Raw genomic sequence first — 24,705 nt, forward strand, 5'->3', positions numbered from 1 at the left:
CTTCCCTCTTTCGGTCATTCTAGGACAACAGCATATCAAAGAGATGTGTACTTTATGTGTTCTCGCCACTTCTTATTTACGGAAACTTCTCATCCGCAAATTTCACCTTGGATAAGGGCAAATTTGTCTTCGCTCAGACCATCTCTTCCCCTACGATCCTACCCTATAATAAGTAGAGATACAAAAAGATTGAACAGGAGGGGTACACATGAGCAATCAAACCATTCAGTGGTTTTCCACTTCCAAAGCTAATGCTTGGCAATCCCAAGCTCATCATTTGACCCAAACCCAAGAGAGTGCCAACCTAACCTTTACAGGAGAAACATATCAGCTTGTAGAAGGCTTTGGCGGCTGTTTTAATGAATTGGGTTATGTGGCCCTGAATCATTTGGACAGCGAAGAGCGGGATCAGGTGCTTCATGCTCTCTTTCACCCGGAGGGCGAGCACAAATTCACGATATGCCGACTTCCTATTGGAGCGAGTGACTACGCGCTGGAATGGTACAGCCATAATGAAACGGACGGCGACATAGAGATGAAGCACTTTTCCATTGAGCGCGATCAGCAATATCTCATTCCTTTTATTCGGGAAGCGTTACAACTCAATCCAGACTTGAAGCTGTTCGCCTCACCCTGGAGTCCGCCGACATGGATGAAATCACCGAAAGCCTACAATTACGGAACGTTGCGCTGGGAAAAGGATATCTTGAAAGCGTATGCATTGTACTTTGTCAAATTTGTTCAGGCATACCGTGAGGCAGGCATTACGATTCATCAGGTTCATGTTCAAAATGAAGTCATTGCTGATCAGAAATTCCCTTCCTGCGTATGGACCGGAGAACAACTACGTGAATTTATTCGCGACTATTTGGGGCCTGCTTTTGAAGAACACGGACTGGATACGGAAATTTGGCTGGGTACTATTAACGCTCCCGATCCGTGGGAGGAATTAATGAAGAAAACTTCAACTGGCTTCGATGAGTATGCCCATACCGTATTGAGTGACCCCGAGGCCTATAAATATATTAAAGGTGTAGGTTATCAGTGGGCAGGTAAAAATGCCATTCAGCGTACCGTAGCCAGCTATCCTGAGCTTCGTTATATGCAGACCGAAAATGAATGCGGAAACGGAGAAAACTCATGGGACTACGCCAAATATGTATATAACCTGTACCAACACTACTTCACCAATGGCGTGAATGCTTATATTTACTGGAATATGGTTTTGGAACCGCGAGGCAAGAGCACATGGGGCTGGGAGCAAAATTCGATGATCACCGTTGATCCAGCAGATCGAAAACCTATGCTGAACCCGGAATATTACGTTATGAAGCACTTTTCTCATTTTGTATTGCCAGGGGCCAGACGCATTGGAATTCAAGGTTCATGGGCTGGAAATGCGGTTGCTTTTCAAAATACAGGCGGACAAAGGGCTTTGGTCATCGCCAACCCGTTCAAGGAATCTCGCGTGCTGAATCTGTCTGTCGGAGAAATAACACACCGTTTAGGGCTGGAGCCGGAGTCCTTTAACACCATCGTTATTCCTTCTTAAACGTCGTAGATTTCTGGAAGCTTCCAGCCTGGCGCACATCATCAGATTGTGATTTCAGTCGATTCGTATCCCATCGTATGCATAGTTTCCAAAATGGATGTATCTCCTTTTGCGTACTGTAGTTATGCATAGTATACTTGGAATAACTACGGACAGGAGGTCGATGAACATCACAACTGTAAAAGACCGGATTGATTTGAAGCTGATTAATTGTGATAAAGAATTGACTCTCGCGGTCATCGGTGGCAAATGGAAGCTGATTATTTTGTGGCATCTTGGTATGGAAGGCACCAAGCGGTTCGGTGAATTGAAGAAGCTGATCCCCCACATTACGCAAAAAATGCTGACCAACCAATTGCGCGAGCTGGAAGAAGATCAACTCATTCTGCGTAAAGTCTATCCTGTCGTCCCTCCACATGTGGAATATTCACTGACGGAGCATGGCGAAAGCCTGATCCCGGTACTGCGAGCGATGTACGATTGGGGATCTAACTATCGCGAGAACGTGATCTGGAAAGAGGAAAAAGAAGAAGCCATTCAGGATGTAACACCCGTGTGATTCAGCTAAACAAGCATTTTGCAATGCAGATATATATTTCTTGTAAAGACGACCCTGGGGTGACCTGGGGTTGTTTTTTGTAATATACAGACCATCGTCAAGATAATGAAAGAGACGGATACAAGTATCCGTTTCCATTGCCATTAAAATCCGTTTTCCGCTACATATTCTTTTTTTACGCTTATATTCATGATTTACATTACATCCGCTGTGACGTATGATTCTTCCATCCCTATTACAATGATCCCGAGAAGGAGGCCGTTCCAGTATGAGCCTGACGCTTGCCCAGCCCTCAACGCTGCAAACGACGCAATTATGCATTGGTTCCATGGCAATTATCCAATACGACCATCGTCAATTTCCTGATCCTGAACAGTACCAACACCATTGCTGTGGCTTGTTTACTATGTCGTGTAACGGCGCTCAAGGCGTGGCGGAATATAAGCTGCCTGAAATTAAAGGCACCTTTGATCTCGTCCGCTGGGCTTCCGTATTTACCTCGCTCAAAGGTCTGTCCTTGACCGAGACCGAACAATATATTAAACACCGCGCTGATCACTGGGGACCTGTTAAAACAGAGCTGGCTCTATCTGCCCTATCCGATCTGGCTGCCCATGCGAACTCGTACATTCTCTCCCCAACAGCGACCACCCTCCACCCTCGGATTAGTCGTTCATATCTTATCGAGCATGGACTGGTCTACTATTCATTCTAGCTATCGTCCACCACTGCATAGGTAATCCACTCTCCAGTTTACGTAAAAAAGCCTGAGACTGCTTACCACAGGCTCAGGCTGTACAACTTCCATTAACCATGTTCGATTATGCTTGCAACTTCCCTGCGCGAATGTCGTCTGTCATTCCAGCGTAAGGTGCCTGAGAAATCAATTGTTCGTTGTTCACACCTGCATTTTCAATGAATGTAATATCCGCGAATTCAGGAACTACATACTTCGGATAGGTTTCATACTTTTCACGCGATTCTTCCATCAGCGGAATAAAATCGTTTTGGTAGCGTACCGTGATTTCTGGATGCTCATGAACCCATTTAGGGAAGAAAATAATGCCATGCATACGTTTTTCCTCAGGCATAAAGTTTAGGGAAACGTCTGTGCCTGTCGGTTCGGTCCACGATACTTTATACACATTCTCTACCAGCTTCACCAGATTGACCTTCTGATCACGTACCCAGCGTCCGCCTACCATACCACTATGAATGCGATAATCAATCGTATCCTCATTTTTAATATATATTTCGTACTCCCAACCATTCTCATAGGTGTAAATCATGTGACTGCCGATAAACTTGTCCATCTTGCATCCTTCTTTCCTTATTATGAGTTTATGAATTGAACAAGACACCAAAATAATAAATAATAATCATTCAAACATGTAAATATAAACATGTTTTAAGATACATATAAATTGTAGCGCTGTGATATACTATTGTCAAATACCCCATTGCGAGGAGAGCTACGTTGAAACGCACATTAAAATATGCCATTTTGGGTCTGGTTCACAAAGAGGAAATGAGCGGCTACGATATTACGAGCCAATTCAAGCAGGAAATTGGACAATTTTGGAGTGCTAAGCACAGTCAGATTTATCCCGAGCTCAAAAGACTGACCGAAGAGGGACTCATTGAATATCGCACCTCCATTACAGGAGCCAAGCTGGAAAAGAAGCTGTACTGTATTACCCCCAAAGGGACCCAAGAGCTGACCGAATGGCTGCTAAGCGCCAAAGAGTTACCGGAAACAGAAAAGGATGAGTTTATGCTCATGCTGTATTTCTCAGCAGCCATCCCCAAGGAAGAAAGTAAGCGCTTGTTCGAGGATCAGATTGCCAAACGTGAAGAAAAGCTGGAATACCTGTACGAAAGTAAAAATTCTCTCCAGCGGCTGGACGAGAACTTTCAAGTACCCGGCTCTAGTCAATTCGGTCATTATTTGGTGCTGAGCCGTGCCATTAATCGGGAAGAAAGCTATATTACGTGGCTGAAAGAAACACTGTCTCTGTTTAAATAGACTAAAAAACCTTCAATTCCACTTAGGTTCGTGGTATTGAAGGTTTTTCTATAACAGATGCAAACGAAATTCCTTTTAGTCTGCCGTCGTAATCGAAGAGCCGTAATCTTCAATATGAATATCTGTGCTGAACCGTACAGGAATGGTGCTAAAAGTGGTATCCCAATCCTTTTTGACCTTATGCCAAACTTTAGGATGTTGGATCCTCAAGGCTTCTCCGAAACCTCCGACATCAACCTTCAGTTTTTGCATCTTAGCTACGGTTTGTTCAGCTAATGAATTCACTTTCTCCTGAAAGAGACTCTCTTCTTGTCCAAGCACATTGTTGTTGCGCAAATCTTCATTCTTTATATGCACCTCCGAAACACGTCCCTCTGAGGTCATTTTTACCTGAAAGAAAATGTCGTCCCCCTGGACGATGGCCTTGATCTTGCTTTTACCCGCTTTGATCTCATATGCTATGTTTTTACCGGTCTTCGGATCCCTGCTTTTCAGCACGCCTCCCTTCAGCTCGCCTTTGATCCACATTAGACCCTCAACCTCTGACTCATTCAGATAACCACCGTATGTTTGTGTCTTTCCCTTGATGATTCCCGCACCTGCGAGCTTGATTTCATTCTCCGCCGTAATGACATTGGGTAATATAAAGCTTCTTCCGCCCTTCATGGGTCCGATCACTTTAACCAAGGCCATAGGCTTTATCAACCGTGCGTTCCGTTTCCGGTTTTGGAAAATATCCTTTAAAATATAGGCAGGAATCTGACCAGGGATTTTCTCCTGGAGTGTATTTCCCGCCTTTTCTGTACTAATCAGCAGCAGTACACTCGGCCGAATGTCATTATCCCCCAAGAAAAAGTCCAGCAGCTCATACAACGGAATCTTGCGAAGCAGACTGGAGCTGATAATAACCGTTTTCAAATGTTGCCCAATGGGAGGACGATTGGTCCGTAAAGAAATTTCTCTTATCATTTCAAAAACGGAATCGCCTGTTTCCGTAATATTAAAAAATTTTTTGGCTTGTGGAGAGGAGCTGTTGGAGCCGCCACTTTCCTCTGGAATGACAAATTGAAAGGTTCCTGTAATTAACTCCTTTTTTGGATAATCTCCCCCTTCCTGATTAATTTGTTTTTCTTGCGAGGATTCTTCCGCTATATCCAAAGCAATACCTGTCTCCAGATTTAGATCCTCCACTGGGGAACTGCTCCAGCAACCTGAAAGTGTACAGCACATCAGGAGAGCCATCAATCCGAGTAATCCTGACTGGACTCTCTTCATGACCCCACCCCTCTCCAGCGAGAAATAAGCAGCAGGGGCAGTGGAAGTAGCGCGAATAAAGCGAACGCTACATTTCCGATAACCGTTCCAAAAGAAAATAGCTCATTCAAGTTTTTCGGAATTTGGGACAAGAGGTAGATAAACGGAAGCAAAATGAACAACATCTTGGAATAAGAGTTATTCAAAATTTGAGATACTCCGAGCGAAGCACAATAAAAAGCAATACTGAATGTGGCAAAAATCTGCATGATCCAAATGGTCAGCAATAAGGACTCGAACCGTTCCAACAACAGATACTCCACTTCAAAGCTGCGGGCCAAATCTAAAAATGGCCAGGTTCTGCTCAACACCCCTTCCATTGAAAAGGCGCCAATGCACAGGATCAACGTAGCTGTATAAAAAACGACCGCGATCCCAATCGCCAGTCCGATTGCCTTGGTTGCTTTCTCCGGTTTTTCCATCCGACAAAGAATAATCAGCAAGGACTCTGTCCCCGTTAATGTCAGGATTGTAGTCTTGAGCGTTCTAAGCACTGGCATTCCCCCCTCCGACAAGACAGGACGCAAGTTATTCAATTCAAAAATATTTAAACTCAGCAAGCAGATCAGCAAAAAGATAGCCGCCGAAACCGGAAATATCAGTTGACATATCTTTCCTAATGAACCCACTCCCCCCATGCATAGGTACAGAGAGAGCCACATAAAAGGTGCTGAAATCGCCCACGCCGGAGTGCCTTCAAGCAGAAAGAACGACGTGACTTCCTCCACAGATCGGATTTCAAATGCGGCTATACAAACAAAATAAATAACAATCAGCATGCCAATCCCTTTGCCAATGAATTTGCCTGTTATTTGCTGAACATACTGGTAAAAGGTACTTTCTGGAAACCGTGAGCTTAGTTTGACTATAACCCATCCGAACAGAAAAGTGCCCACCCCTGCTAAAATGACAGATATCCACGCATCCGGTGTTTTTGCAGCTTCAGTTGCTACTCTTGGAAGGGTAAGCAACCCGGCAGCCAGCATAAAGCAAACCACAATTGCCGTTGTCTGTAACGTTGTAATCTTATCCGCTTTTTTCCCACGGGCCATCTTGCTCCCTCCTGTGTTGAGCTCATCCTTGTCGCTTAGGGTCTTTATGCTTCAAAAGAATGGGTCTGTTTTTCATAAATTGCAACGGTGCTCGTACGAAGTAATCTTTCCAGTCTTTGAACGAACGGGGGGTCGTTAGACTAAGAAACGGAACACCAAAGCTGTGTAATTTAACCATATGAATACTCAGCATCAGAAAAAACATGATCACGCCATACAAGCCAAAGATGGACGCCGTGAACATGGCACCGAAACGAAGAACACGCATGGATATGCCAGCGCTGTATACAGGGGCGGAAAAGGAAGAAATCGCTGTGACTGCCACCACAATGACGAGGATCGGGCTTACAATCCCGGCGTCAACAGCCGCCTGTCCAATAATCAAACCGCCGACGATACCCATCGCTGGACCGATGGGTTTGGGGAGCCGAAGTCCTGCCTCGCGTAAAATTTCAATGGAAATTTCCATAATCAGGGCCTCAATCAACGTCGAAAACGGCACTCCCTGTCTAGCACTGATAATGGAAATGACCAGCTTGGTTGGAATCAGTCCGGGATGAAACGAGATAAAGGAGATATAGAGCGCTGGAGCAAATAACGATATGAAAGTTGCCATAAACCGAAGAAATCGAATAAGCGACCCCGGTAGCCATCGCTCATAATAATCTTCGGGAGACTGGAGCATCATCCCATACGTTACAGGCATAAGAAGCGCAAAAGGTGTACCGTCCAGCAGAATCGCGACACGTCCCTCCAGCAATGCAGCCATGACCCGATCCGGTCTCTCCGTATTTTGAATTTGCAGAAATGGGCTAAGAAAATTATCTTCAATAAGCTGCTCTACATAGCCCGACTCCAGTACCTCATCCATATCAATGGTTTGGACCCGCCGCTTCACCTCATCTACAAGCTCCGGGTCGGCAATATCTCTGAAATACACTACCATCAGCTGTTTTTCCACTCTTTTGCCGACTTTGAAGGATGACATGGCCAGTTCTGTACTTTCTCCATGCCTGCGCAGCATCGCTGTATTGTCGCTGAGGGTCTCTGTAAAACCGACACGCGGTCCCCGCAGCACCGATTCCGATATAGGATCTTCCACCCCTCGTGTATTTCCTTTGGGTGTACCCAGTACAAAAGCACCCGGTATGCCCTGAATCACGAGTATGACTGAACCAAACAGCACCTTTTGCAAGGAGAACTGCACCTCTAACGTATACTCCGTCTCCGATACCAGCATGACCTGGTGAACAATCATATCCCGAAGCTCTTTTCCTCGCGGAAGCTCTCCCCTCTCTTGCCCGGAGCTGCCCCAATCCATCAGCGGTTTTAATATATTCTGATCCATGCCAACCTTGTCCGTTAATCCATCCACAAAAAAAAGTGTGCTTACAGCGTTCAGATTTTCCAGAAAAATCGAGCGTTCGTTTACGTCTGCCATATCTGCAACTGCTTGTCTGATTTTTGCTATGTTGGCTTCATAATCTTCGGTAAAGGTCCCCTTTTCCTTCTCTGCCTCACTGACAGATGGATTATGATCTGCCTGCTCCGAACGATCTTCTTCTTCCATAAGCTTTAATCGTTCCATACGTCTGCTCTCTCGACCATCCAGCGCTTTGAGTTGTCGTACTGCCAGAAAAATAATCAAAGGTATGATGAACAAAAAGAAGGCTTCCACCCACACATTCCATTTGGGCGCATGAGTTCCGATGACCTGCCACACGCTGTTCACTCCTTCACTTCCATAGGATTTGTATATAGATTTACCTGGATTAGAAAAAAGATGCATGGAGAATGGGCCAGATGGAATAAATTTCTTTACTCACAAAAGGAATAAAAAGGTGAATTTGATAGATGAACTGTAGTGCCAAATGTGGAAAACCATGATAATATCTATTCATTCTATGACTAATGTCACAAATTTATTGAATTCGTGGTCCATTATTCGAATCTTAAAGGAGTTGTAGGTATGAAGAATCATTTTTGGAAGAAAGCCGCCGTATTGAGTCTGCTGGCGGTCATTTTGTTAGGAGGAACAGCGATTAGTCCCAAACAGGCACACGCAGGTTATGAGCCTTATATGGGGGAAATAACGATGTACCCGTACACGTTCGCCCCTAAGGGCTGGCTAAAATGCGAGGGCCAGCTGTTGCCCATTGCTCAGTATTCAGCATTATACAGTCTGCTGGGCACTAATTTTGGCGGTGATGGAGTGCGTACATTTGCATTGCCTGACTTGCGTGGAGCTTCCCCGTTGCCGAATGTAAACTACTACATCGCAATCGAAGGGGATTACCCGTCCCGCCCATAATATGAACACGCTCAAGTGGTGTGCTATTTAATAAAGAAGAGGTGATAGCGTGCTCGAAGGAAATAACTTCACACGCAACAAGTTAAAACCCTACCGTGTGCTGATTCCACTGCTGCCATTTATCAGCGGTGCGGCTTTGCTCATAGGGACGAATGAAACCAATGCTGCCGGTTGGGAAAATGTAGTGCTTAACAAACCAACAACATCAAGTGGCTACACCCAGCCCTATGATCCCTCCAAGGCTGTGGATGGGTCAATCGAACCGACAAGCCGCTGGTATCAAGCCAGCAACGGTGAAAAATGGATCGAGGTAGATCTGAGAGACTGGTATATCGTAGATCGATACGTTGTTACAGGTATGGGTGTCCATTATGGATGGAACGATGAACGTGATCCATACAGTTTCCGATTGCAGACGAGTAGCAACGGATTTAATTGGGCGACTGTGGATACTGTGCAGAATAATGTGAGCTCTAATTTTCAAAAGAGCATTACTCCTGTAACTACACGATACTTTCGATTATATATTGATCAAGGAAATGCAAGAAACAATCAATGGGCCTCCATCATGGAATTCGCAGCTTATGGGGAACGACTCCCCATTCCACAGGCTCCGGGTCATTTTACAGGTACTAAAAATGGAAATACGGTGGAGTTAAGCTGGGATGCCGTTCCTTATGCAACTTCCTACAAAGTCGTGCGTGATGGTATAACGCTCTATACAGGCAACTTAACCCAGTTCATAGACACATCAGCATTGCCGCCAGGTGAAGCAGTTTACACGGTTCAGGCCGTGAATGCTAAGGGGGAGAGCACTCCCTCAGAGGTCAAAGTGACCATACTTACCGATGCCGAGAGAGTTGCACAGGCAAAAGCCGCGCTCGCTCTAGGTCTAGCACCTGGTGATACAGTAGAGTCGGTATCCCAAAAGCTGACACTGCCACTCACTGGGTTGAATGATACAACGGTGAGCTGGAGTTCGGATACTCCTGCCGTCATTACGAACGAAGGAACTGTAATACGCCCGCGATACGACCTGGGTGACCAAAAAGTAAAACTGACAGCAACGATTGCGAAAGGAACTGCCTCGGATACCCAAACTTTCGAAGTTACCGTTTCAAAGATGACTGCTCAAGATACATTAAATCAAGCAGCAGATGCCCTATCGCTTGGTGATTTGTCTGCGGTACAACAAAATGTATCTCTCCCTCTCTCCAGTTATGGTGGAGTGCAGATCGAATGGTCCTCGTCCAAACCTCTTGTCATTGCAGCAGATGGAACACTTACCAGACCTTCCTATAGTAGTGGAGATACGGACGTTACCCTAACGGCTACCCTGCAACTTGCAGGCTTAACGAAAACAAAGGATTTTACTGCACACGTACTCCGTCTGCCGATGAGCGACACTGAAGCCGTGGACGCAGCATACAGAGCACTAGAACTACCGCTAACGACAGTAACCGGAGACGTATATTTGGCAAAGGATGCGCTGAATGGTGTTCAGGTGTCATGGGCGTCGAGTCAACCTGAGTTCCTGGATCATACTGGACATGTAACATTCCCAACCTATGTACAGGGCGATCAGACCATCACGCTGGAGGCGGTTGTGTCAAGAGGTGGGGTTGAGCTTCGAAAAACCTTCAGTCTGCTCGTACCTGCATTGCCCGTAAGCGCTGATGAAGCAGTGAATTTGGCGGCAAATACACTGAATCTGGATTACCCGCAAGGGATTAAGGATTCCATCGCCCTGCCTCGTACAGGGGCATTTGATACCCAGATCGACTGGTCCTCGGATCAACCGGATATCCTCAGTGATAGTGGTCAGGTAAATCGGCCTAAATATACAGACGGTGATATGAATGTACAGTTAATTGCTATGATTTCTAAAGGCATAGCTTCTGTCCAAAGAACATTCACGATCACCGTGCTGAAAGCATTGCCGAATACACCTTATGTACGACTGAACGGCAATAATCCAATTGTTTTGGAAACCGGCGACAGCTTCACGGATCCGGGAGCCAGTGTATTGGACAGTGTATACGGCAATATCCTGGTCCCCGATCTTTCAGGGATCGGCAATGTCGATACGAATGTACCTGGTGTATACGTATTGAACTATGCTTATAGCGACAATGGAAGTTGGACCGCAGAACCGGCAGAACGCCGTATAAACGTGTTGCCCCGTGCTGTTGCAGCCGCAGCAGGCGACGAGGATATTGCCTCTGTGATTGTCACAGGCGCTTTACCGAGCGCACGGCTTGAGCTGTATAATGCCCAGCAGGAGCTTATAGCGGAAGGAATCGCTTCGAGTGAGGGAAAATATACATTTACACCTGTACCCGAAGGAGCCAGCTTCTATGTGCTGCAGAACGTAAATGGCATGAAGAGCGCTCCCTCAGGGCTAGTGTATCCGCAAGGATTAACCGCGCAGCGTGTCGCGGATTCCATCACAAGCATACCTGCTCCTACAACAAGTGATACACTGCTTAGGTTGCCTGCCGTACCTAATGGCTTCCGTGTGACCATCAGCAGCAGTAGTCAGCCAGACATTGTGCGTACAGACGGAACTATTGTTCAAGCAGACACTCCTTCCGTTGTCACTGTCATGCTGAATGTCATGAAGGTAAGTGATGGTTCTCATGCTTTGACGCAGGCCATAGAAGTCATCGTCCCTGCCAAAGTAAGTGTGGACACAGGCAAGTCTAACAAAGATAAAAATGAGGATCAGGATCTGTCTGCTGGCATACAACAGATAGGATTTTTAGAGCAAGGGAAAACAGTCTCCCTCTTTGTTCCTCCTGCGGCATTCCTGGATGAACAGATCCAACAAGCACTTCGTGAAGGCAAGGCATACGCTGACATTCGTTTGGAGCAGGAAAAGCAAATGAGTCGTGTTCTCCTCACTCATTCTGTACTAAATAAATGGGATCAGCTCGGAGCTTCAGTGATATCCCAATATGGGACGCTGATGGTATCCAGTGACACACTAACCAGCATGGCCGCCTCAGGTCAGCAGGACGTCACCATGTCATTCCAGCAGGCAGATCAGCAATTTCGCGATTGGGCCGAGCAGCAACCCAACCTGAAGCTGATAGGGCCGGCTGTAGAAATTAAAGCTAACGTGACAGGGAATTCGTCCATCGTTCTGCCGCTGGATAGCGTATCCTCAAGTGAATTGCAAAATGTTGAACCTCAATTCTCCATTCTTGTGATGTATGAAAATGGTGAACGTGAGATTCTAAAAGGTACTGCTGTGGTGAATTCACAAGGGATTTTGTCGGGTGTGAGTCTGAATACGTCTCGATTAGGTACCTTTGCCGCTGCCGTCTCTACGAACGCGTCTCAGGTAGATCAGACCCGTGTACAAAATGACCCACTCCATTCGTCAGATTCACAAGAACCAGCTCAGGTATGGCCGGACCTACAAGGTCACTGGGCAGCGAAGTCCCTACAATCTCTTGCAGCCAAAGGCTGGATGCAGGGCTATAAAGACGGCAACATGCGCCCTGAGCGTGCGGTGAGCCGTGCAGAATTTGTAGCCACATTGATCAGGGCTTTAGGAACTACTGGAGACGAGAGCCTGTCTACCTCATTTACAGATATGAAGGGGCACTGGGCTGGATCGGCCGTGGATGCCGCTTACCGTCAGGGATGGATTCAAGGGCTAACTGCTCAGACGTTCGGACCTAATGAGAGCCTTACCCGTGAACAGGCGATGGTGATCCTGTCACACGCGATACAGAATCAGACATCCATTTCCAGTCCTACTGGACTGCAATCCTACAAGGATGATCAGCAGATTGCTTCCTGGGCTTCCACAGCATTCGAGAAAGCCATAGGCTCGGGTTGGATCAGCGGGTATCCTGATGGAACGCTCAAACCGAAAGCCGCCATTAGCAGAGGCGAGATGGCTGAACTGCTGGTACGAATTTTCAAATAAATCTGCCGAAGACATATAATCTAATAGACTACACACTAAAGCGCGGTCCCAGGCATTTGGGAACCGCGCTTTTGTTATCAATATTTTATTAAGCTTTGCTTGTGTATTCACCCTTTTCACTTCAATAAATATATTATGAATATCTGTAAAACGGGGCGATTAACCATCTGTCACCTCTACAGTAGGCAGAATGAGGAGGAGATACTTGAGCATGAAACATAAAAGACCGTTCAGGTTCAGTGGTGCTTCAAAAAAAGATGAGGACTGCAAACCATCAAGAGATATTAGAAGTATCGAAACGCTTCTCAAGCTTATTAATGAATTGACCTCGATCATCCCACTTGTATTCGCAAACCCTTCTGCGGCTAATGTATCTTTATTGCAACAGATTTTAAGACAATTACTGTCTATGGCGAAAAGTTTAAGACTTAGAGGCGGGGCTAGGGCAGATTTACTGGCGGCGTTGGAGCTTGCTATAGTAGCGTTAGAAGCCACGCCTTTCTCTCCGATCAGCGTAGGTACTACATTACAGCAACTGTTGGATGCCCTATTGTCCATCGTTCTACAGGAATCCCTCAGTCCAACTCTTAAAGACAGTTTAATCCGTGCAATCAGAACTGCGGGAACGACGGTTAGCAACGCACTAAGTGAACCGTATTTGTCAGGGGAGCCCGGCCCACAAGGGCCTCCGGGACCTGTGGGGCCTGGTGGTGCGCCTGGTCCAGCAGGTGTGCCGGGCCCTCCAGGACCTCCCGGGTCTCCAGGACCTGTAGGTGCCGCTGGGCCTGTCGGAGCTGAAGGACCTGCTGGACCTGCTGGGCCTCCGGGAGCTGCTGGACCTGTAGGTGCCGCTGGACCTGCCGGGCCTGTCGGAGCCGCAGGGCCCATCGGGGCCGCCGGACCTGAAGGGCCTGCTGGACCTCCCGGAGGTGTAACAGGCCCTACGGGACCGACTGGCGCCGATGGGCTGCCGGGTGCAGTTGGCGCGGTCGGTCCTGCTGGAGCCACGGGACCTACCGGCGCTGATGGCCTGCCGGGCGCGGTGGGCGCGGTCGGACCCGCTGGAGCCACGGGACCGACCGGCGCCGATGGGCTGCCGGGCGCGGTGGGCGCGGTCGGGCCTGCTGGAGCCACTGGAGCGACTGGCGCCGATGGCCTGCCGGGCGCGGTGGGCGCGGCCGGACTCGCCGGAGCCACGGGCGCAACAGGTGTTGGCGGAGCTACCGGAGCCACAGGGGTTACAGGCGTTACTGGAGCAACCGGTTCGGGCGCAATCATCCCATTTGCTTCGGGTGGACCAGCAATTTTGACAACCATTGCCGGCGGACTGGTTGGAACCACAAGTTTAATCGGCTTTGGAAGCTCAGCAACAGGCATTAGTCTCGTAGGCGGTATCATTGATCTCACAGGTACGCTTGTAGGATCAGTCATTAACTTTGCTTTCTCCGTTCCACGGGGTGGTGTAATCACATCCATTGCCGGATATTTCAGTACAACTGCTGCTCTAACCCTCTTGGGATCATCCGTTAGCATTACTGCCCAGTTGTTTAGTTCCCCGACACCTAATAACACCTTTATAGCCGTTCCCGGAGCTACCGTTACATTGACCCCCCCGCTAACTGACATCGTTGCATTAGGAACGACTTCTAGTGGTATTGCTACTGGGTTGGCAATACCCGTAACCGCACAAACCCGTCTGCTTATGGTTTTCTCTGCCACAGCTACAGGAATTTCTCTCGTTAATACCGTGGTGGGCTACGCAAGTGCAGGCGTTACCATTACCTAATCCAAAACGAAAAGGGCCCACAGGATTATTCCTGTCGAGCCCTTTTTATTTTTATTCCTTCAAATAAATTAAACCGTTTCGAGCGATATTTTCACTTCTTCTCCCTCTTCACAGACGGCGAACGTTTTAATTTGCCCGTGATCGGGCTCTTGAACGGTACCCGTCCGCAAATCAATTTTCCAGTCATACAAAGGATCATAAATATAATGTCCCGATACTATCGCCTCTGTAAGAGGACCTCCTTTGGGATGTGGGTTGATATTTTCAACAGCATATAGCTCATTCTCCGAAGTACGGAAAACAGCAATTTCAGTCCCTTTGATGTGGATGGTACGTCCTATTCTAGTCGGAAAATCCTTACTGTGACCGACGACAAGCCATTCGGCATTCTTGATCATTTGCTTGATTGCTCCCTTCCTCAGGCATTTTAGATACAATTACACAATAGATGGAGTGACAACTTCAAATAGATTTTTACGTGTATCCTCATCATTGATGATCTTTTTCCACGGGTCTTCGACCTGTTGTAGTGCAAATTCAATACGTTCTACTAAAGCTTGTCGATTAGCGGTATCGTGAACGACAACCTTCTGAATCTCTTCCAAACCGATCCGTTCCACCCACTCCGAAGTACGTTCTAGATATTGCCCTGTTTCCCGATAGAACTGCATCACGGCTCCTACAATATCAATCAGTTCAGCGTCCGTTTTTACTTTACAGAGTGAATCAGCCAACCGTGCTTTAATACCGCCGTTTCCACCGATAAAGATCTCCCAGCCCCCGTCATTGCCTACGATTCCGATATCTTTTGTACATGATTCCGCACAGTTGCGTGGACAGCCATTAACTGCTAATTTGAATTTTGCTGGGAAATCCAGTCGTTCAAATTTCCGTTCCAGCACTTCACCCATTCCCATCGAATCCTGTGTACCAAAACGGCAAAATTGCGATCCAACACAGGTTTTAACCGTACGAAGTGATTTCGCGTAGGCATATCCTGAAGGCATATCGAGTTCTTCCCACACTTTAGGCAGATCTTCTTTACGGACACCAATCAAATCCAGCCGCTGTCCCCCAGTTACTTTAACGACTTTAACGTTGTATTTAAGAGAAACATCAGCTATTTTCTTCAGATCCTCTGGAGTCGTTACACCGCCGTACATTCTTGGCACCACTGTAAACGTTCCGTCTTTTTGAATGTTCGCATGCAATCGCTCATTTACAAAGCGGGAATCTCCCTCATTTTCATAGGTATCTGGGTTAATCATCCCTAAATAATAATTCAGCGCCGGACGGCATTTGGAGCATCCTTCATCATTATGCCAACCCAGTACATTCATCACTTCACGCGTAGTTGTCAGCCCTTTGGTTTTGATCGCTTCCACAATCTCATCCCGGCTCAATGTTGTACAACCACATATTCCTTGCTTGGCTGACGTCTTGAAGCTGTCTCCAAGAACATATTGCAAAATTTGCTCAACCACTGGCTTACATCCACCACAGGAACGCGTAGCTCCGGTACATGCCTTAATTTCGTCGACTGTGGTTAGTCCATTTTCATTAATTGCATCCACAATCGCCTTTTTAGTTACACCGTTACAGCCACACACAATTTCGTCATCGGCCATCGTTTCAGCGGATGATGTTTTCGCCCCGTGATTGCTGCATCCAGTACCCATAAGCTGTCCATATATTTCATCTGTCATTGGCGTTTGCTGACGCACATACTTTTGAAGACTAGCAGATTCGCTCACATCGCCGAACAGTACAGTCCCCACAATTTTATTATCACGAAGCAGCACTTTTTTGTATGTGCGCTTCCACTCATCCTTTGCTACAATCACCGTATGTTCAGGCTGGGTTATGAATTCGCCAGCTGAGAAAACATCCACCCCTGAAATTTTGAGCTTGGTGGAAACTACCGATCCTGCATAACCTTCGGTATCCGCGCCTGCCAAATGTTTGGCAATTACACTTCCCTGTTCAAACAGCGGAGCTACCAGACCGTAGCAGACCCCACGGTGTTCAACACATTCCCCTACGGCATATACGTCCGGCAAGGAGGTTCTCATCAAATCATCGACCACAATCCCACGGTTCGTTTCCATACCACTTTCCACAGCTACCTGGATATTAGGCTTGATTCCGACGGCCATTACGACCAAATCTGCTTCCAGCTCGCTTCCATCCGAGAAGCGCAGTCCTTGTACCCGATCTTGACCGTACACTTCCGCAGTTTGCATTTGCATAGCAAACTTGATTCCCTGACGTTCCAGTTCTGCTTTCAACATCGCAGAGGCTTCCCGGTCCAGCTGACGTTCCATCAAATCTTCCATTAAGTGAACGACCGTAACATCCATTCCTAGGTTGACCAAGCCTTTAGCTGCCTCCAGCCCCAATAGACCTCCGCCAATGACAGCCGCCTTTTTATAGGTCTTCGCTGCTTCCAGCATGGCCGAGCAATCGGCGATATCTCGGAAACCAATAACTCCCGGTAGTTCTTTACCCGGAATAGGCAGAATAAACGATTGTGAACCAGTAGCCACCAAAGCCACATCGTAATCAATTTCCAGTCCGTCTTCGGTGAGAATCTTCTTGTGCTCACCGTCGATGCTTTTAACCATTTTTCCTGTATATAAAGTAATCCCTTGATCCGCATACCATTGCAAATCGTTCAGTATGATATCATCTATTGTTTTACTACCTTCCAACACATAAGAGAGCATGATCCTGTTATAGTTCGGATGCGGCTCACTTCCCAGGACTGTAATTTCATATTTATCTGTTAATTTTAAAATTTGTTCGACCGTATTGATACCAGCCATCCCGTTCCCTATAACCACAAGCTTCTTTTTACTGTTTATCATATACCGGTTCCTCCATTCATTCGACGATACTCCCTATCCGACGACATCTCCAACGTTCCTATGAAATTCTGTTTATGCTTCTATTTTAATACAGCAGATAGGTCTATATGTGATTTGGATCACAATGTAGTTAAAATTAAGAATAATTAGGGATTTCCCTATTCAACTTCAAGGGATAACGGTAAGAGCCGGAAATGATACAGTTCTTCGAATGAATCTTTCCAATTCATGTGTAAATACAGCCTTTATAAGGAATACTTTATGAACAACTTATATCTTATGGGAAAACGAATTGAATTGTTTGGAGGTAATCATCATGTGGTCTAAAATCATTACTTATCTTCCTAGCTGGAATACACTCTTTCAAGCTGGCCTCGCGTTGATTATTCCTTTAGGAATTTATTATATAAACACCTCGATTTATTCGTTTGTCGGCAGTAAGGGAGCCAAATCCAAACATAACGAAGGTCCCATGGATCAGCAGCATGAACCGAGCTCTAAAATTACAGGAAATTATGATTCCGACTTACAGGCAATTCGTGAAGCTATTGGCGAAAATAGTGATGTGCATTTTCGTGAGTTTATGGTGAAGAAATTTCATGCTCGGTCCATGTTAGTCTTCATAGATGGTATGCAGGATGAAAAGCTTATGAGCGAGCAGGTATTAGAGGTCTTGATGTTTGAGGGCCAGCAGGGTCAGGATCAACAGGAACAACCGGAAGGGTTAAGTAACTCTTTTATAAAAGAAAGCCTGATGCCACTTACGCAAATTAGTGAAGTTACCCGTATGGAGGAACTGTACGAGTTCATCCTTTTAGGTCATACCGCCCTATTAATTGAAGGAATGAAGGAAGCGCTACTGGTGGGCCCTCCTAATGGCGCTATTCGCTCCGTCAATGAACCAACCTCTGAAGCATTGCTTCGGGGTCCCAGAATCGGTTTTACGGAAGTATTGAGTGAAAACACTTCGATGCTTCGACGCCAGGGTTTAAATAAAAGTCTGGAAATGAAGAAATTTCAAGTGGGCAGCAGAATCAAAAAAGATCTGGTTATCGCGTATATAAAGGATATTGTGAATCCGGACCTTCTTGAAGAAGTAAGCCGCAGAATATCAAAAATAGACATGGATTTTTTACCTGAATCCGGGTATGTGGAACAACTCATCGAAGACAATTATTTAAGTCCGTTCCAACAGGCTCATAATACAGAGCGTCCTGACCGTGTTATTAATGCTTTGTTGGAGGGAAGAATAGCGATCTTACTGGATGGTACTCCCTTTGCACTTATTGTCCCGGTGACCTTCAGTATGCTGCTTCAATCTCCCGAGGACTATTATGAGCGATGGATTCCGGGGACACTATTACGTCTGCTACGGTTTAGCGGGGCTTTTATAGCGCTTATGGGGCCTGCTCTGTACATTTCTTTTATATCGTTTCATCCCGGTTTAATTCCGACCAAGCTGGTCATTAGCATTATCGGAACCCGTCAAGGCGTCCCTTTCCCATCCGTTATAGAAGTTATGATTTTGGAAATCTCTATCGAAATTCTGCGAGAGGCCGGCATTCGCCTGCCCAAACCCATTGGCCCTGCGATGGGCATTGTGGGAGGCTTGGTTATCGGCGACGCTGCTGTAAATGCGGGCATCGTTAGCCCATTCCTAGTGATTGTGGTTGCGGTTACTGCCATTTCATCGTTTTCGATACCGACATACAGTGCGGGCATTACCTTACGCCTTTTGCGTTTTGTCGGAATGTTCTTTGCAGCAATGCTGGGCATGTTTGGAACCATATTGTTCTTTCTGTTAATTTGTATCCATCTGACGAAGTTGAAAAGCTTTGGTGTACCATATGTAACTCCCTTTTCCCCTATGCGTCCAAGTGACTGGAAGGATCTGTACATCCGAGCCCCTATTTCTCTGATGAAACGAAGACCTGTCATGATGAAAACACAACAACGCAAGCGTAGATCATGATGCCCAATACGAAGGAGGAGCCACTGTGTTTAGACGCTCTGATGATAAAATCACAACGAAGCAAGGGGCTGTATTCCTGACCAATACCGTATTGGGCGCAGGGATATTGACACTGCCGAGAGGTGTAACTGAACAAGTACAAACTCCTGATGCATGGCTTTCTGTCCTCATCGGTGGAGCTATTGTCATCTTCGTCGTCTGGGTTATGGTGAAATTAAGTCAACAGTTTCCCGGAAACACTATATATCAATACTCCAGAAGAATTGTAGGTACTGTTCCGGGAGGATTCTTAAGTGTGCTATTAATTATATACTTTATAATCATAGCTGGATTCGAGATCCGTGTGTTGGCTGAAGTAACCATGTTTTTTCTACTTGAAGGCACACCCATCTGGGCGATTGTGATTCCATTCATCTGGGTAGGGAGTTATTTGGTGTTTGGAGGCATTAATTCCATCGCGCGGCTATACCAGATTATACTTCCGATCAGTCTCTTCTTTCTGCTTCTCTGTTTTGTCTTTAGCTTAAGAATCTTCCAAATTGATCATCTTCGTCCCGTATTGAGTGACGGAATTTTACCCGTCATCAAGGGGCTGAAATCGACTATTCTTGTCTTCTCTGGATGTGAAGTCGTCATGACACTGGTCGCTTTTATGCAGCACCCCGAAAAAGCATTTAAGGCCATGGCAGTGGGTATCGGTATCCCTTTAGTTTTGTATTTTTTGACCGTAGTTATGGTGATCGGCGGGCTATCGGTAGATTCTACTGTGACAAGTACTTGGCCTACTATTAATTTGATGCGCAGTTTTGAGATCCCCGGATTTCTTTTTGAACGGCTGGAGTTTCCACTGCTGGTGATCTGGGTGATGCAAATGTTTTGTAATTTCTGCAGTTTTTTCTTCAATGCAACCTTAGGTGTCTCACAGGTGTTTGGTCTTAAATATCGTTATGCGATTTTCGGTTTAATTCCGCTTATCTTTATCTCCACGATGACTCCTGTTCGTATGATGGAAGTGTTTCGCCTTGGCGATGCGATCGGATACATGGGAATCATATTATTTCTTATGATTCCGGTATTTCTCTCCATCGTGTTCATGATCAGGAAGAAGGGAATGAAGCAAAATGTCTAGACGATCTATCCTATCCGTGCTGCTTGCCTTCATTCTGCTGGTTACTCAAGTCGGCTGCTGGAGCAGCAAAGAAGTAGAAGAACTAAGCATATATACAGGACTTTCTCTGGATAAGGGGGAGCTAAGTCCATTGGAACAGGAGCTGGAGAAGAAAGGCAGCCGCTACTTCAAGAAAAATAAAATTACGGCCAGTGTACAAATCGTTCCCAAAAAATCATCTGGAGGCCCAAGCCAGCAAGGCGGAGGAGGGGGACAAGAGCCAAACTATAACAACATAACTGGCACAGGAGATTCTTTGCTTGAAATCTTCCGCCAACTCTCTCTCCGTTTGGATCGCCCCGTTATTGGTCACCATCTAAAGGTCATGGTGGTTTCCACCGAACTGGCAAAACAACAGACGATGCAGCAATTGATGGATTTTGTGCTTCGTGATAATGATATTCGCCCGAGTTGTTTGGTCTTCTTAAGCAAGGGAAGAGCAGCTAATACTTTAGTTACCAAATATAAGGAAGAAGTCCCATCCATTCATATTCTGTATATGCTTCGTAACCATTTCAGAACCAGCAAGGTAATGAGGGGGGTCAATTTGTCTGAATTGGATGGGATGATGCACTCCAAAAAAAGCTATATACTGCAAAACATCATTGAATCCGATGGGGAATTAGAATTTTCAGGGGCTGGTATTATTAAAGGAGAAACCGGCCACTGGATCGGTACTTTGGGACAACAAGACGTGGAAAGTATTGGATGGATTAAGGGTGATGTTGAGGGCGGAGCTGTCAAAACGTATGACAAGCGAAATGAAGCCATAACTTATGAAATCAAATCGGTAAAGAGCAAAATAACAACTAAAGTGGCCGATGGCGATGACATCTCTTTTCACGTAAAAATTGAATCCAAAGGACGTTTAATCGAAAACTGGGATGAGAAGGTAGACCCAACTGAGACGCGAAACATGAAAGAAGCTGAGCTAGAGTTTGAAAAACAAGTGACTAGAAGGGTTAAATCTCTTATGCACAAATTACAATCCGAATATAAAGTCGATGTTGCTGGTTTTGGTGATCACTTGAAAATTGAAAAACCACAGGTGTGGAAAAAAGTAAAAGATGATTGGGATTATAAATTCAGTAAAATCCCTGTAACCTTCGATGTTAAGCTAACCATTACGGATTTAGGTTCCTCAGCCGAATAGTCAACATCTACTCAAAATTTGTCCTGGAGTCAAAAAAGAACCCCTCTTCTTTAGAAGAGGGGTTTTCCACCACAGTGGACTATTCCAATTTAATCACTCGTTCTTGGGTCAACTCTAATGGGTCAGCTTAAAAACTCAGATTTCCTCTCTTCACCGTGGGAACGTCTGGCAAAATCGACGAATTGAAATTTATCCAGCCGATGCCTTGATTCAGTATACTGGAACAATGTGGTGTCTTCCAGATAAACATAGTTACGGACTACAACCACATGAGTATAGTTTTGGAGGTCCATCAGCTTACGGTCTTCTTCATCTGCATCTTCTACAGAAACGATCTTTTTAGCATAACTGATTTGAAGATGGAGTTCCCCTTCCAGGTACTCGTAGATAGATTCACGACTAATTTCCTCGGTAAGCACGGGGACAATGTCTGATCGAAAGTAGTCTTTATCCAGTATGACACATTCACCTTCTATTTCACGTGCACGAATGACTTTCCAGACCAAATACTTGTCTTTGTCAATCTCAAGATGAGTAGCTATATCATCTGGAACGGGAATCAACTGATTTTCATGAACAATCGTTTGTGATTTACGCCCAATACGCTCAGACATTTCTTTGAAACTGACCAATCCCCCTATGGGAAAATCCATCCGTCCTATATCCAGAACAAAAGATCCTTTAGCCTTTATTTTATGGATATACCCATTTTGTGCAAGCAAGTGAAGTGCCTTACGCACGGTCTCACGAGAAGTGTCATACTCCCGGGCCAATTCATTTTCAGAGGGCATTTTCGAACCAGGAGCCAATTCGCCTGTCTGGATTCGTCCCGAGTACTCTTGATAAATTTGCAAAAATATATTCTTAGTCAATTTTCATCACCACATTTATTGTAGCATTCTTTCACTGACCAGGTTACTAAAATAGGCTAGCAGGATGAATCTGACTTAATCCGTTTTGTTCGATGAAGAATTCAAATGAATTTTCATTAAGACATATTGCAAATCGTTCGCCTCACCTGGCAATTCCTCAACTGATTCAATCATATTCTGCCCATCGGGGACAATAACCGGTGTAATGATGGGATATCCCGATTTCTGGATCAGCTCACGGTCAAATTCCATCAGTAGCTGGCCCTGCTCCACGGTTTGACCTGTCTCCACATGCATGGTGAATCCTTCTCCCTTCAATGACACCGTGTTGATTCCTACATGTACCAGTATCTGTACACCTGTTGGATGCTCCAAAATCAAGGCATGCTTGCTTTTCACCATGATGTGAATGACTTTTCCACTGAAAGGGGCAAGAATCCGACCATCCCTCGGTTCCACGGCAATACCTTGCCCCATCTGCCGTTCGGCAAAAGCCGGATCAGGAACCTGCTCCAATGGCACCACATGCCCCAATACCGGGGTCTTTACTTCAAGCACATCCAGTGCAGAATTTTGAAGGCCCGAATCTTTCTGTACGGAATCGTTAGCTGGTGTAGCAGGAGTCTGACGGCGTTTACTTAGCAGTTTCCCGTACATGAAGGTTAAAGCGAACGGTACAATCAATACAATTGCCATCCCGATGAAGAATACGCCCCAGTTGTTTGGGAAAATGGATAGGAAGCCTGGAATCCCTCCTACACCAATGGAAGAAGCCAACACATGATTTACGGTGAGCAGTATACCTGCGATACCGGAACCGATCATTCCAAATACAAACGGATATTTATACCGGATATTCACCCCGAATATGGCAGGTTCGGTCACACCCAGAAACGCAGATACGGAGGAGGTAAGAGCCAATCCTTTTCCCTTTTGCTCCTTCAATACCAGCATCATGGCCAGTGCTCCGGCCCCCTGAGCGATATTGGACAGTGCCAGCATCGGCCATAGGAACGTGCCACCCTGCGTACCAATTAATTGCACGTCCACCGCCAGGAAAGTATGGTGCATTCCCGTAATGACCAGCAAGGAGTAAAAGCCTCCATAAATCAAGCCACCCAGCGCAGGAGCCAAATCGAAAACGTATACAAGACCAGACGTAATTGCATTACCAATCATAAAAGTAACCGGACCGATCACTGTAAATGCAAGAAATCCTGTTACTAATAAGGTAATCGGTGCTACAAGCAACAGCTTAAATGAATCCGCTATCTTTTTATTTAAGAATTTCTCAATTTGTGCGAGCACGTAAGCGGATACCAAAACGGGTAGAACCTGTCCCTGATAACCAATCTTGTTCACGTGCCAGCCAAACAAATCCCACACCGGAACGGTCCCTTTGGTCACGGCATCTGCATAGCTGTATGCACTCAGTAGATCTGGATGAACCAGAATCAAACCCAGTACAATCCCGAGTAAAGGACTACCGCCAAACCGGACAACAGCCGACCATCCAATCAAAGCAGGTAGAAATGTAAAAGCAGTGCTGGCAATGGTATTAATGATTGCTGCAAAGTCGGTCCATTGAGGGTAGACCTGAACCAGAGACATTCCTTCGAAAAAGATTCCATTGCCTGTCAAAATATTATTGATCCCAAGTAATAAACCTGCAGTCACGATCGCGGGCAAAATCGGAATAAAGATATCTGCCAGCGTCTTGATGGCACGCTGAATCGGGTTTTGTTTTTTACTAGCGGCGTTTTTAACATCGTCCTTAGAAGCCCGACTGCCTCCTGTAATGGAGATCATTTCGTCATATACCTTATCCACCAGACCTGGACCAATCACGACCTGATACTGTCCTTGTGAAGAAAATTGGCCTTTGACCAGATCATTTTGTTCGAGTGCTTCTTTATCGACCAGCTTATCATCATAAAGGGCAAATCGCAGACGAGTTACGCAATGCGTAGAGGCCTCTATGTTGTCTTTACCACCAACGGCTTTTACAATGTCTTCCACCTGTGCTCTTTCAATCGCCATCTAGTCCACTCCCTCGACGTTTGCTCATTTTTAAAGCAGCACCCCGGCTTAAAAATAAATGTACTACCGGGGTACTACTAGATGTTTCCATAC

At 45.9% G+C, this 24,705-nt stretch carries 18 protein-coding genes; 10 read left to right on the plus strand and 8 right to left on the minus strand.

Annotated features, from left to right (window positions below):
- Window positions 1-208 precede the first annotated feature (208 nt).
- The 3 genes from HFD99_RS21330 to HFD99_RS21340 all read left to right on the plus strand — a co-directional run bounded on the left by HFD99_RS21330 (window position 209) and on the right by HFD99_RS21340 (window position 2,826).
- Window positions 209-1,552, plus strand: coding sequence for a glycoside hydrolase family 30 protein (locus tag HFD99_RS21330; RefSeq protein ID WP_016819415.1), 1,344 nt, complete (start codon window positions 209-211; stop codon window positions 1,550-1,552).
- A 163-nt stretch (window positions 1,553-1,715) separates the two neighbouring features.
- On the plus strand, window positions 1,716-2,111 hold the full coding sequence (locus HFD99_RS21335; protein ID WP_016819416.1) for a winged helix-turn-helix transcriptional regulator: 396 nt from the start codon (window positions 1,716-1,718) through the stop codon (window positions 2,109-2,111).
- Between the two features lie 268 nt (window positions 2,112-2,379).
- Entirely contained in the window at window positions 2,380-2,826 is a 447-nt protein-coding gene (locus tag HFD99_RS21340; protein ID WP_016819417.1) for a hypothetical protein, read from the plus strand.
- Between the two features lie 106 nt (window positions 2,827-2,932).
- Here HFD99_RS21340 and HFD99_RS21345 read toward each other — a convergent pair whose 3' ends face one another.
- Window positions 2,933-3,424 carry a phenolic acid decarboxylase gene (locus tag HFD99_RS21345; RefSeq protein WP_016819418.1) on the minus strand — a complete coding sequence of 164 codons (492 nt, stop codon included), beginning with the start codon at window positions 3,422-3,424 and terminating at the stop codon, window positions 2,933-2,935.
- A gap of 164 nt (window positions 3,425-3,588) precedes the next feature.
- On the opposite strand from HFD99_RS21345, the gene HFD99_RS21350 reads away from it, so the two are divergent.
- Complete coding sequence (locus HFD99_RS21350; protein WP_016819419.1) at window positions 3,589-4,137, plus strand: PadR family transcriptional regulator; 549 nt, start codon at window positions 3,589-3,591, stop codon at window positions 4,135-4,137.
- A 75-nt stretch (window positions 4,138-4,212) separates the two neighbouring features.
- Here HFD99_RS21350 and HFD99_RS21355 read toward each other — a convergent pair whose 3' ends face one another.
- From HFD99_RS21355 to HFD99_RS21365, 3 genes are read right to left on the minus strand one after another with little or no spacing between them, the layout of a single operon-like run.
- Window positions 4,213-5,412 carry a Ger(x)C family spore germination protein gene (locus tag HFD99_RS21355; protein ID WP_025363968.1) on the minus strand — a complete coding sequence of 400 codons (1,200 nt, stop codon included), beginning with the start codon at window positions 5,410-5,412 and terminating at the stop codon, window positions 4,213-4,215.
- Entirely contained in the window at window positions 5,409-6,503 is a 1,095-nt protein-coding gene (locus HFD99_RS21360) for a GerAB/ArcD/ProY family transporter (RefSeq protein WP_090891249.1), read from the minus strand. Before HFD99_RS21360 ends, HFD99_RS21355 begins: the two co-directional genes overlap by 4 nt.
- Before the next feature lie 22 nt (window positions 6,504-6,525).
- Window positions 6,526-8,226 carry a spore germination protein gene (locus tag HFD99_RS21365; RefSeq protein ID WP_016819422.1) on the minus strand — a complete coding sequence of 567 codons (1,701 nt, stop codon included), beginning with the start codon at window positions 8,224-8,226 and terminating at the stop codon, window positions 6,526-6,528.
- A gap of 246 nt (window positions 8,227-8,472) precedes the next feature.
- Between HFD99_RS21365 and HFD99_RS21370 the strand changes: the two genes are divergently transcribed.
- From HFD99_RS21370 to HFD99_RS21380, 3 genes are all read left to right on the plus strand, one after another.
- Entirely contained in the window at window positions 8,473-8,814 is a 342-nt protein-coding gene (locus HFD99_RS21370; protein ID WP_016819423.1) for a phage tail protein, read from the plus strand.
- Between the two features lie 49 nt (window positions 8,815-8,863).
- A complete protein-coding gene (locus tag HFD99_RS21375) occupies window positions 8,864-12,754 on the plus strand; it encodes an immunoglobulin-like domain-containing protein (protein WP_025363966.1) in 3,891 nt (1,296 codons plus the stop codon).
- Between the two features lie 211 nt (window positions 12,755-12,965).
- Complete coding sequence (locus HFD99_RS21380; protein WP_025363965.1) at window positions 12,966-14,540, plus strand: exosporium glycoprotein BclB-related protein; 1,575 nt, start codon at window positions 12,966-12,968, stop codon at window positions 14,538-14,540.
- Window positions 14,541-14,608: 68 nt separating this feature from the next.
- On the opposite strand, the gene nirD is transcribed toward HFD99_RS21380, so the two are convergent.
- Window positions 14,609-14,938 (minus strand): nitrite reductase small subunit NirD, encoded by a 330-nt coding sequence (gene nirD / locus HFD99_RS21385; protein WP_016818404.1) that lies wholly within the window; start codon window positions 14,936-14,938, stop codon window positions 14,609-14,611.
- 39 nt (window positions 14,939-14,977) lie between these two features.
- Window positions 14,978-17,407 (minus strand): nitrite reductase large subunit NirB, encoded by a 2,430-nt coding sequence (nirB, locus tag HFD99_RS21390; RefSeq protein ID WP_167440996.1) that lies wholly within the window; start codon window positions 17,405-17,407, stop codon window positions 14,978-14,980.
- Between the two features lie 316 nt (window positions 17,408-17,723).
- Between nirB and HFD99_RS21395 the strand changes: the two genes are divergently transcribed.
- The 3 genes from HFD99_RS21395 to HFD99_RS21405 are packed head-to-tail and all read left to right on the plus strand — an operon-like array spanning window position 17,724 to window position 21,700.
- Window positions 17,724-19,379, plus strand: coding sequence for a spore germination protein (locus tag HFD99_RS21395; protein WP_025363963.1), 1,656 nt, complete (start codon window positions 17,724-17,726; stop codon window positions 19,377-19,379).
- A gap of 25 nt (window positions 19,380-19,404) precedes the next feature.
- Window positions 19,405-20,508 (plus strand): GerAB/ArcD/ProY family transporter, encoded by a 1,104-nt coding sequence (locus HFD99_RS21400; RefSeq protein ID WP_167440997.1) that lies wholly within the window; start codon window positions 19,405-19,407, stop codon window positions 20,506-20,508.
- A complete protein-coding gene (locus HFD99_RS21405; RefSeq protein ID WP_103042156.1) occupies window positions 20,501-21,700 on the plus strand; it encodes a Ger(x)C family spore germination protein in 1,200 nt (399 codons plus the stop codon). The genes HFD99_RS21400 and HFD99_RS21405 overlap by 8 nt, the downstream gene beginning before the upstream one ends.
- A 122-nt stretch (window positions 21,701-21,822) precedes the next feature.
- Here HFD99_RS21405 and treR read toward each other — a convergent pair whose 3' ends face one another.
- Complete coding sequence (gene treR / locus HFD99_RS21410; protein WP_031462828.1) at window positions 21,823-22,572, minus strand: trehalose operon repressor; 750 nt, start codon at window positions 22,570-22,572, stop codon at window positions 21,823-21,825.
- A gap of 75 nt (window positions 22,573-22,647) precedes the next feature.
- Entirely contained in the window at window positions 22,648-24,612 is a 1,965-nt protein-coding gene (gene treP / locus HFD99_RS21415; protein WP_167440998.1) for a PTS system trehalose-specific EIIBC component, read from the minus strand.
- Between the last annotated feature and the right edge of the window lie 93 nt (window positions 24,613-24,705).

It is taken from the genome of Paenibacillus sp. EKM301P, from assembly GCF_011800295.1.
Taxonomy (GTDB): Bacteria; Bacillota; Bacilli; order Paenibacillales; family Paenibacillaceae; genus Paenibacillus; species Paenibacillus polymyxa.

Excerpts from the sequence above, each read along its gene's own strand:
- treP (WP_167440998.1), bottom strand. The coding sequence starts at position 24,612 with ATGGCGATTGAAAGAGCACAGGTGGAAGACATTGTAAAAGCCGTTGGT.
- HFD99_RS21355 (WP_025363968.1), bottom strand. The coding sequence starts at position 5,412 with ATGAAGAGAGTCCAGTCAGGATTACTCGGATTGATGGCTCTCCTGATG.
- HFD99_RS21395 (WP_025363963.1), top strand. The coding sequence starts at position 17,724 with ATGTGGTCTAAAATCATTACTTATCTTCCTAGCTGGAATACACTCTTT.
- HFD99_RS21405 (WP_103042156.1), top strand. The coding sequence starts at position 20,501 with ATGTCTAGACGATCTATCCTATCCGTGCTGCTTGCCTTCATTCTGCTG.
- HFD99_RS21335 (WP_016819416.1), top strand. The coding sequence starts at position 1,716 with ATGAACATCACAACTGTAAAAGACCGGATTGATTTGAAGCTGATTAAT.
- HFD99_RS21340 (WP_016819417.1), top strand. The coding sequence starts at position 2,380 with ATGAGCCTGACGCTTGCCCAGCCCTCAACGCTGCAAACGACGCAATTA.
- HFD99_RS21380 (WP_025363965.1), top strand. The coding sequence starts at position 12,966 with ATGAAACATAAAAGACCGTTCAGGTTCAGTGGTGCTTCAAAAAAAGAT.
- nirB (WP_167440996.1), bottom strand. The coding sequence starts at position 17,407 with ATGATAAACAGTAAAAAGAAGCTTGTGGTTATAGGGAACGGGATGGCT.
- HFD99_RS21345 (WP_016819418.1), bottom strand. The coding sequence starts at position 3,424 with ATGGACAAGTTTATCGGCAGTCACATGATTTACACCTATGAGAATGGT.
- HFD99_RS21370 (WP_016819423.1), top strand. The coding sequence starts at position 8,473 with ATGAAGAATCATTTTTGGAAGAAAGCCGCCGTATTGAGTCTGCTGGCG.
- nirD (WP_016818404.1), bottom strand. The coding sequence starts at position 14,938 with ATGATCAAGAATGCCGAATGGCTTGTCGTCGGTCACAGTAAGGATTTT.
- HFD99_RS21330 (WP_016819415.1), top strand. The coding sequence starts at position 209 with ATGAGCAATCAAACCATTCAGTGGTTTTCCACTTCCAAAGCTAATGCT.
- HFD99_RS21360 (WP_090891249.1), bottom strand. The coding sequence starts at position 6,503 with ATGGCCCGTGGGAAAAAAGCGGATAAGATTACAACGTTACAGACAACG.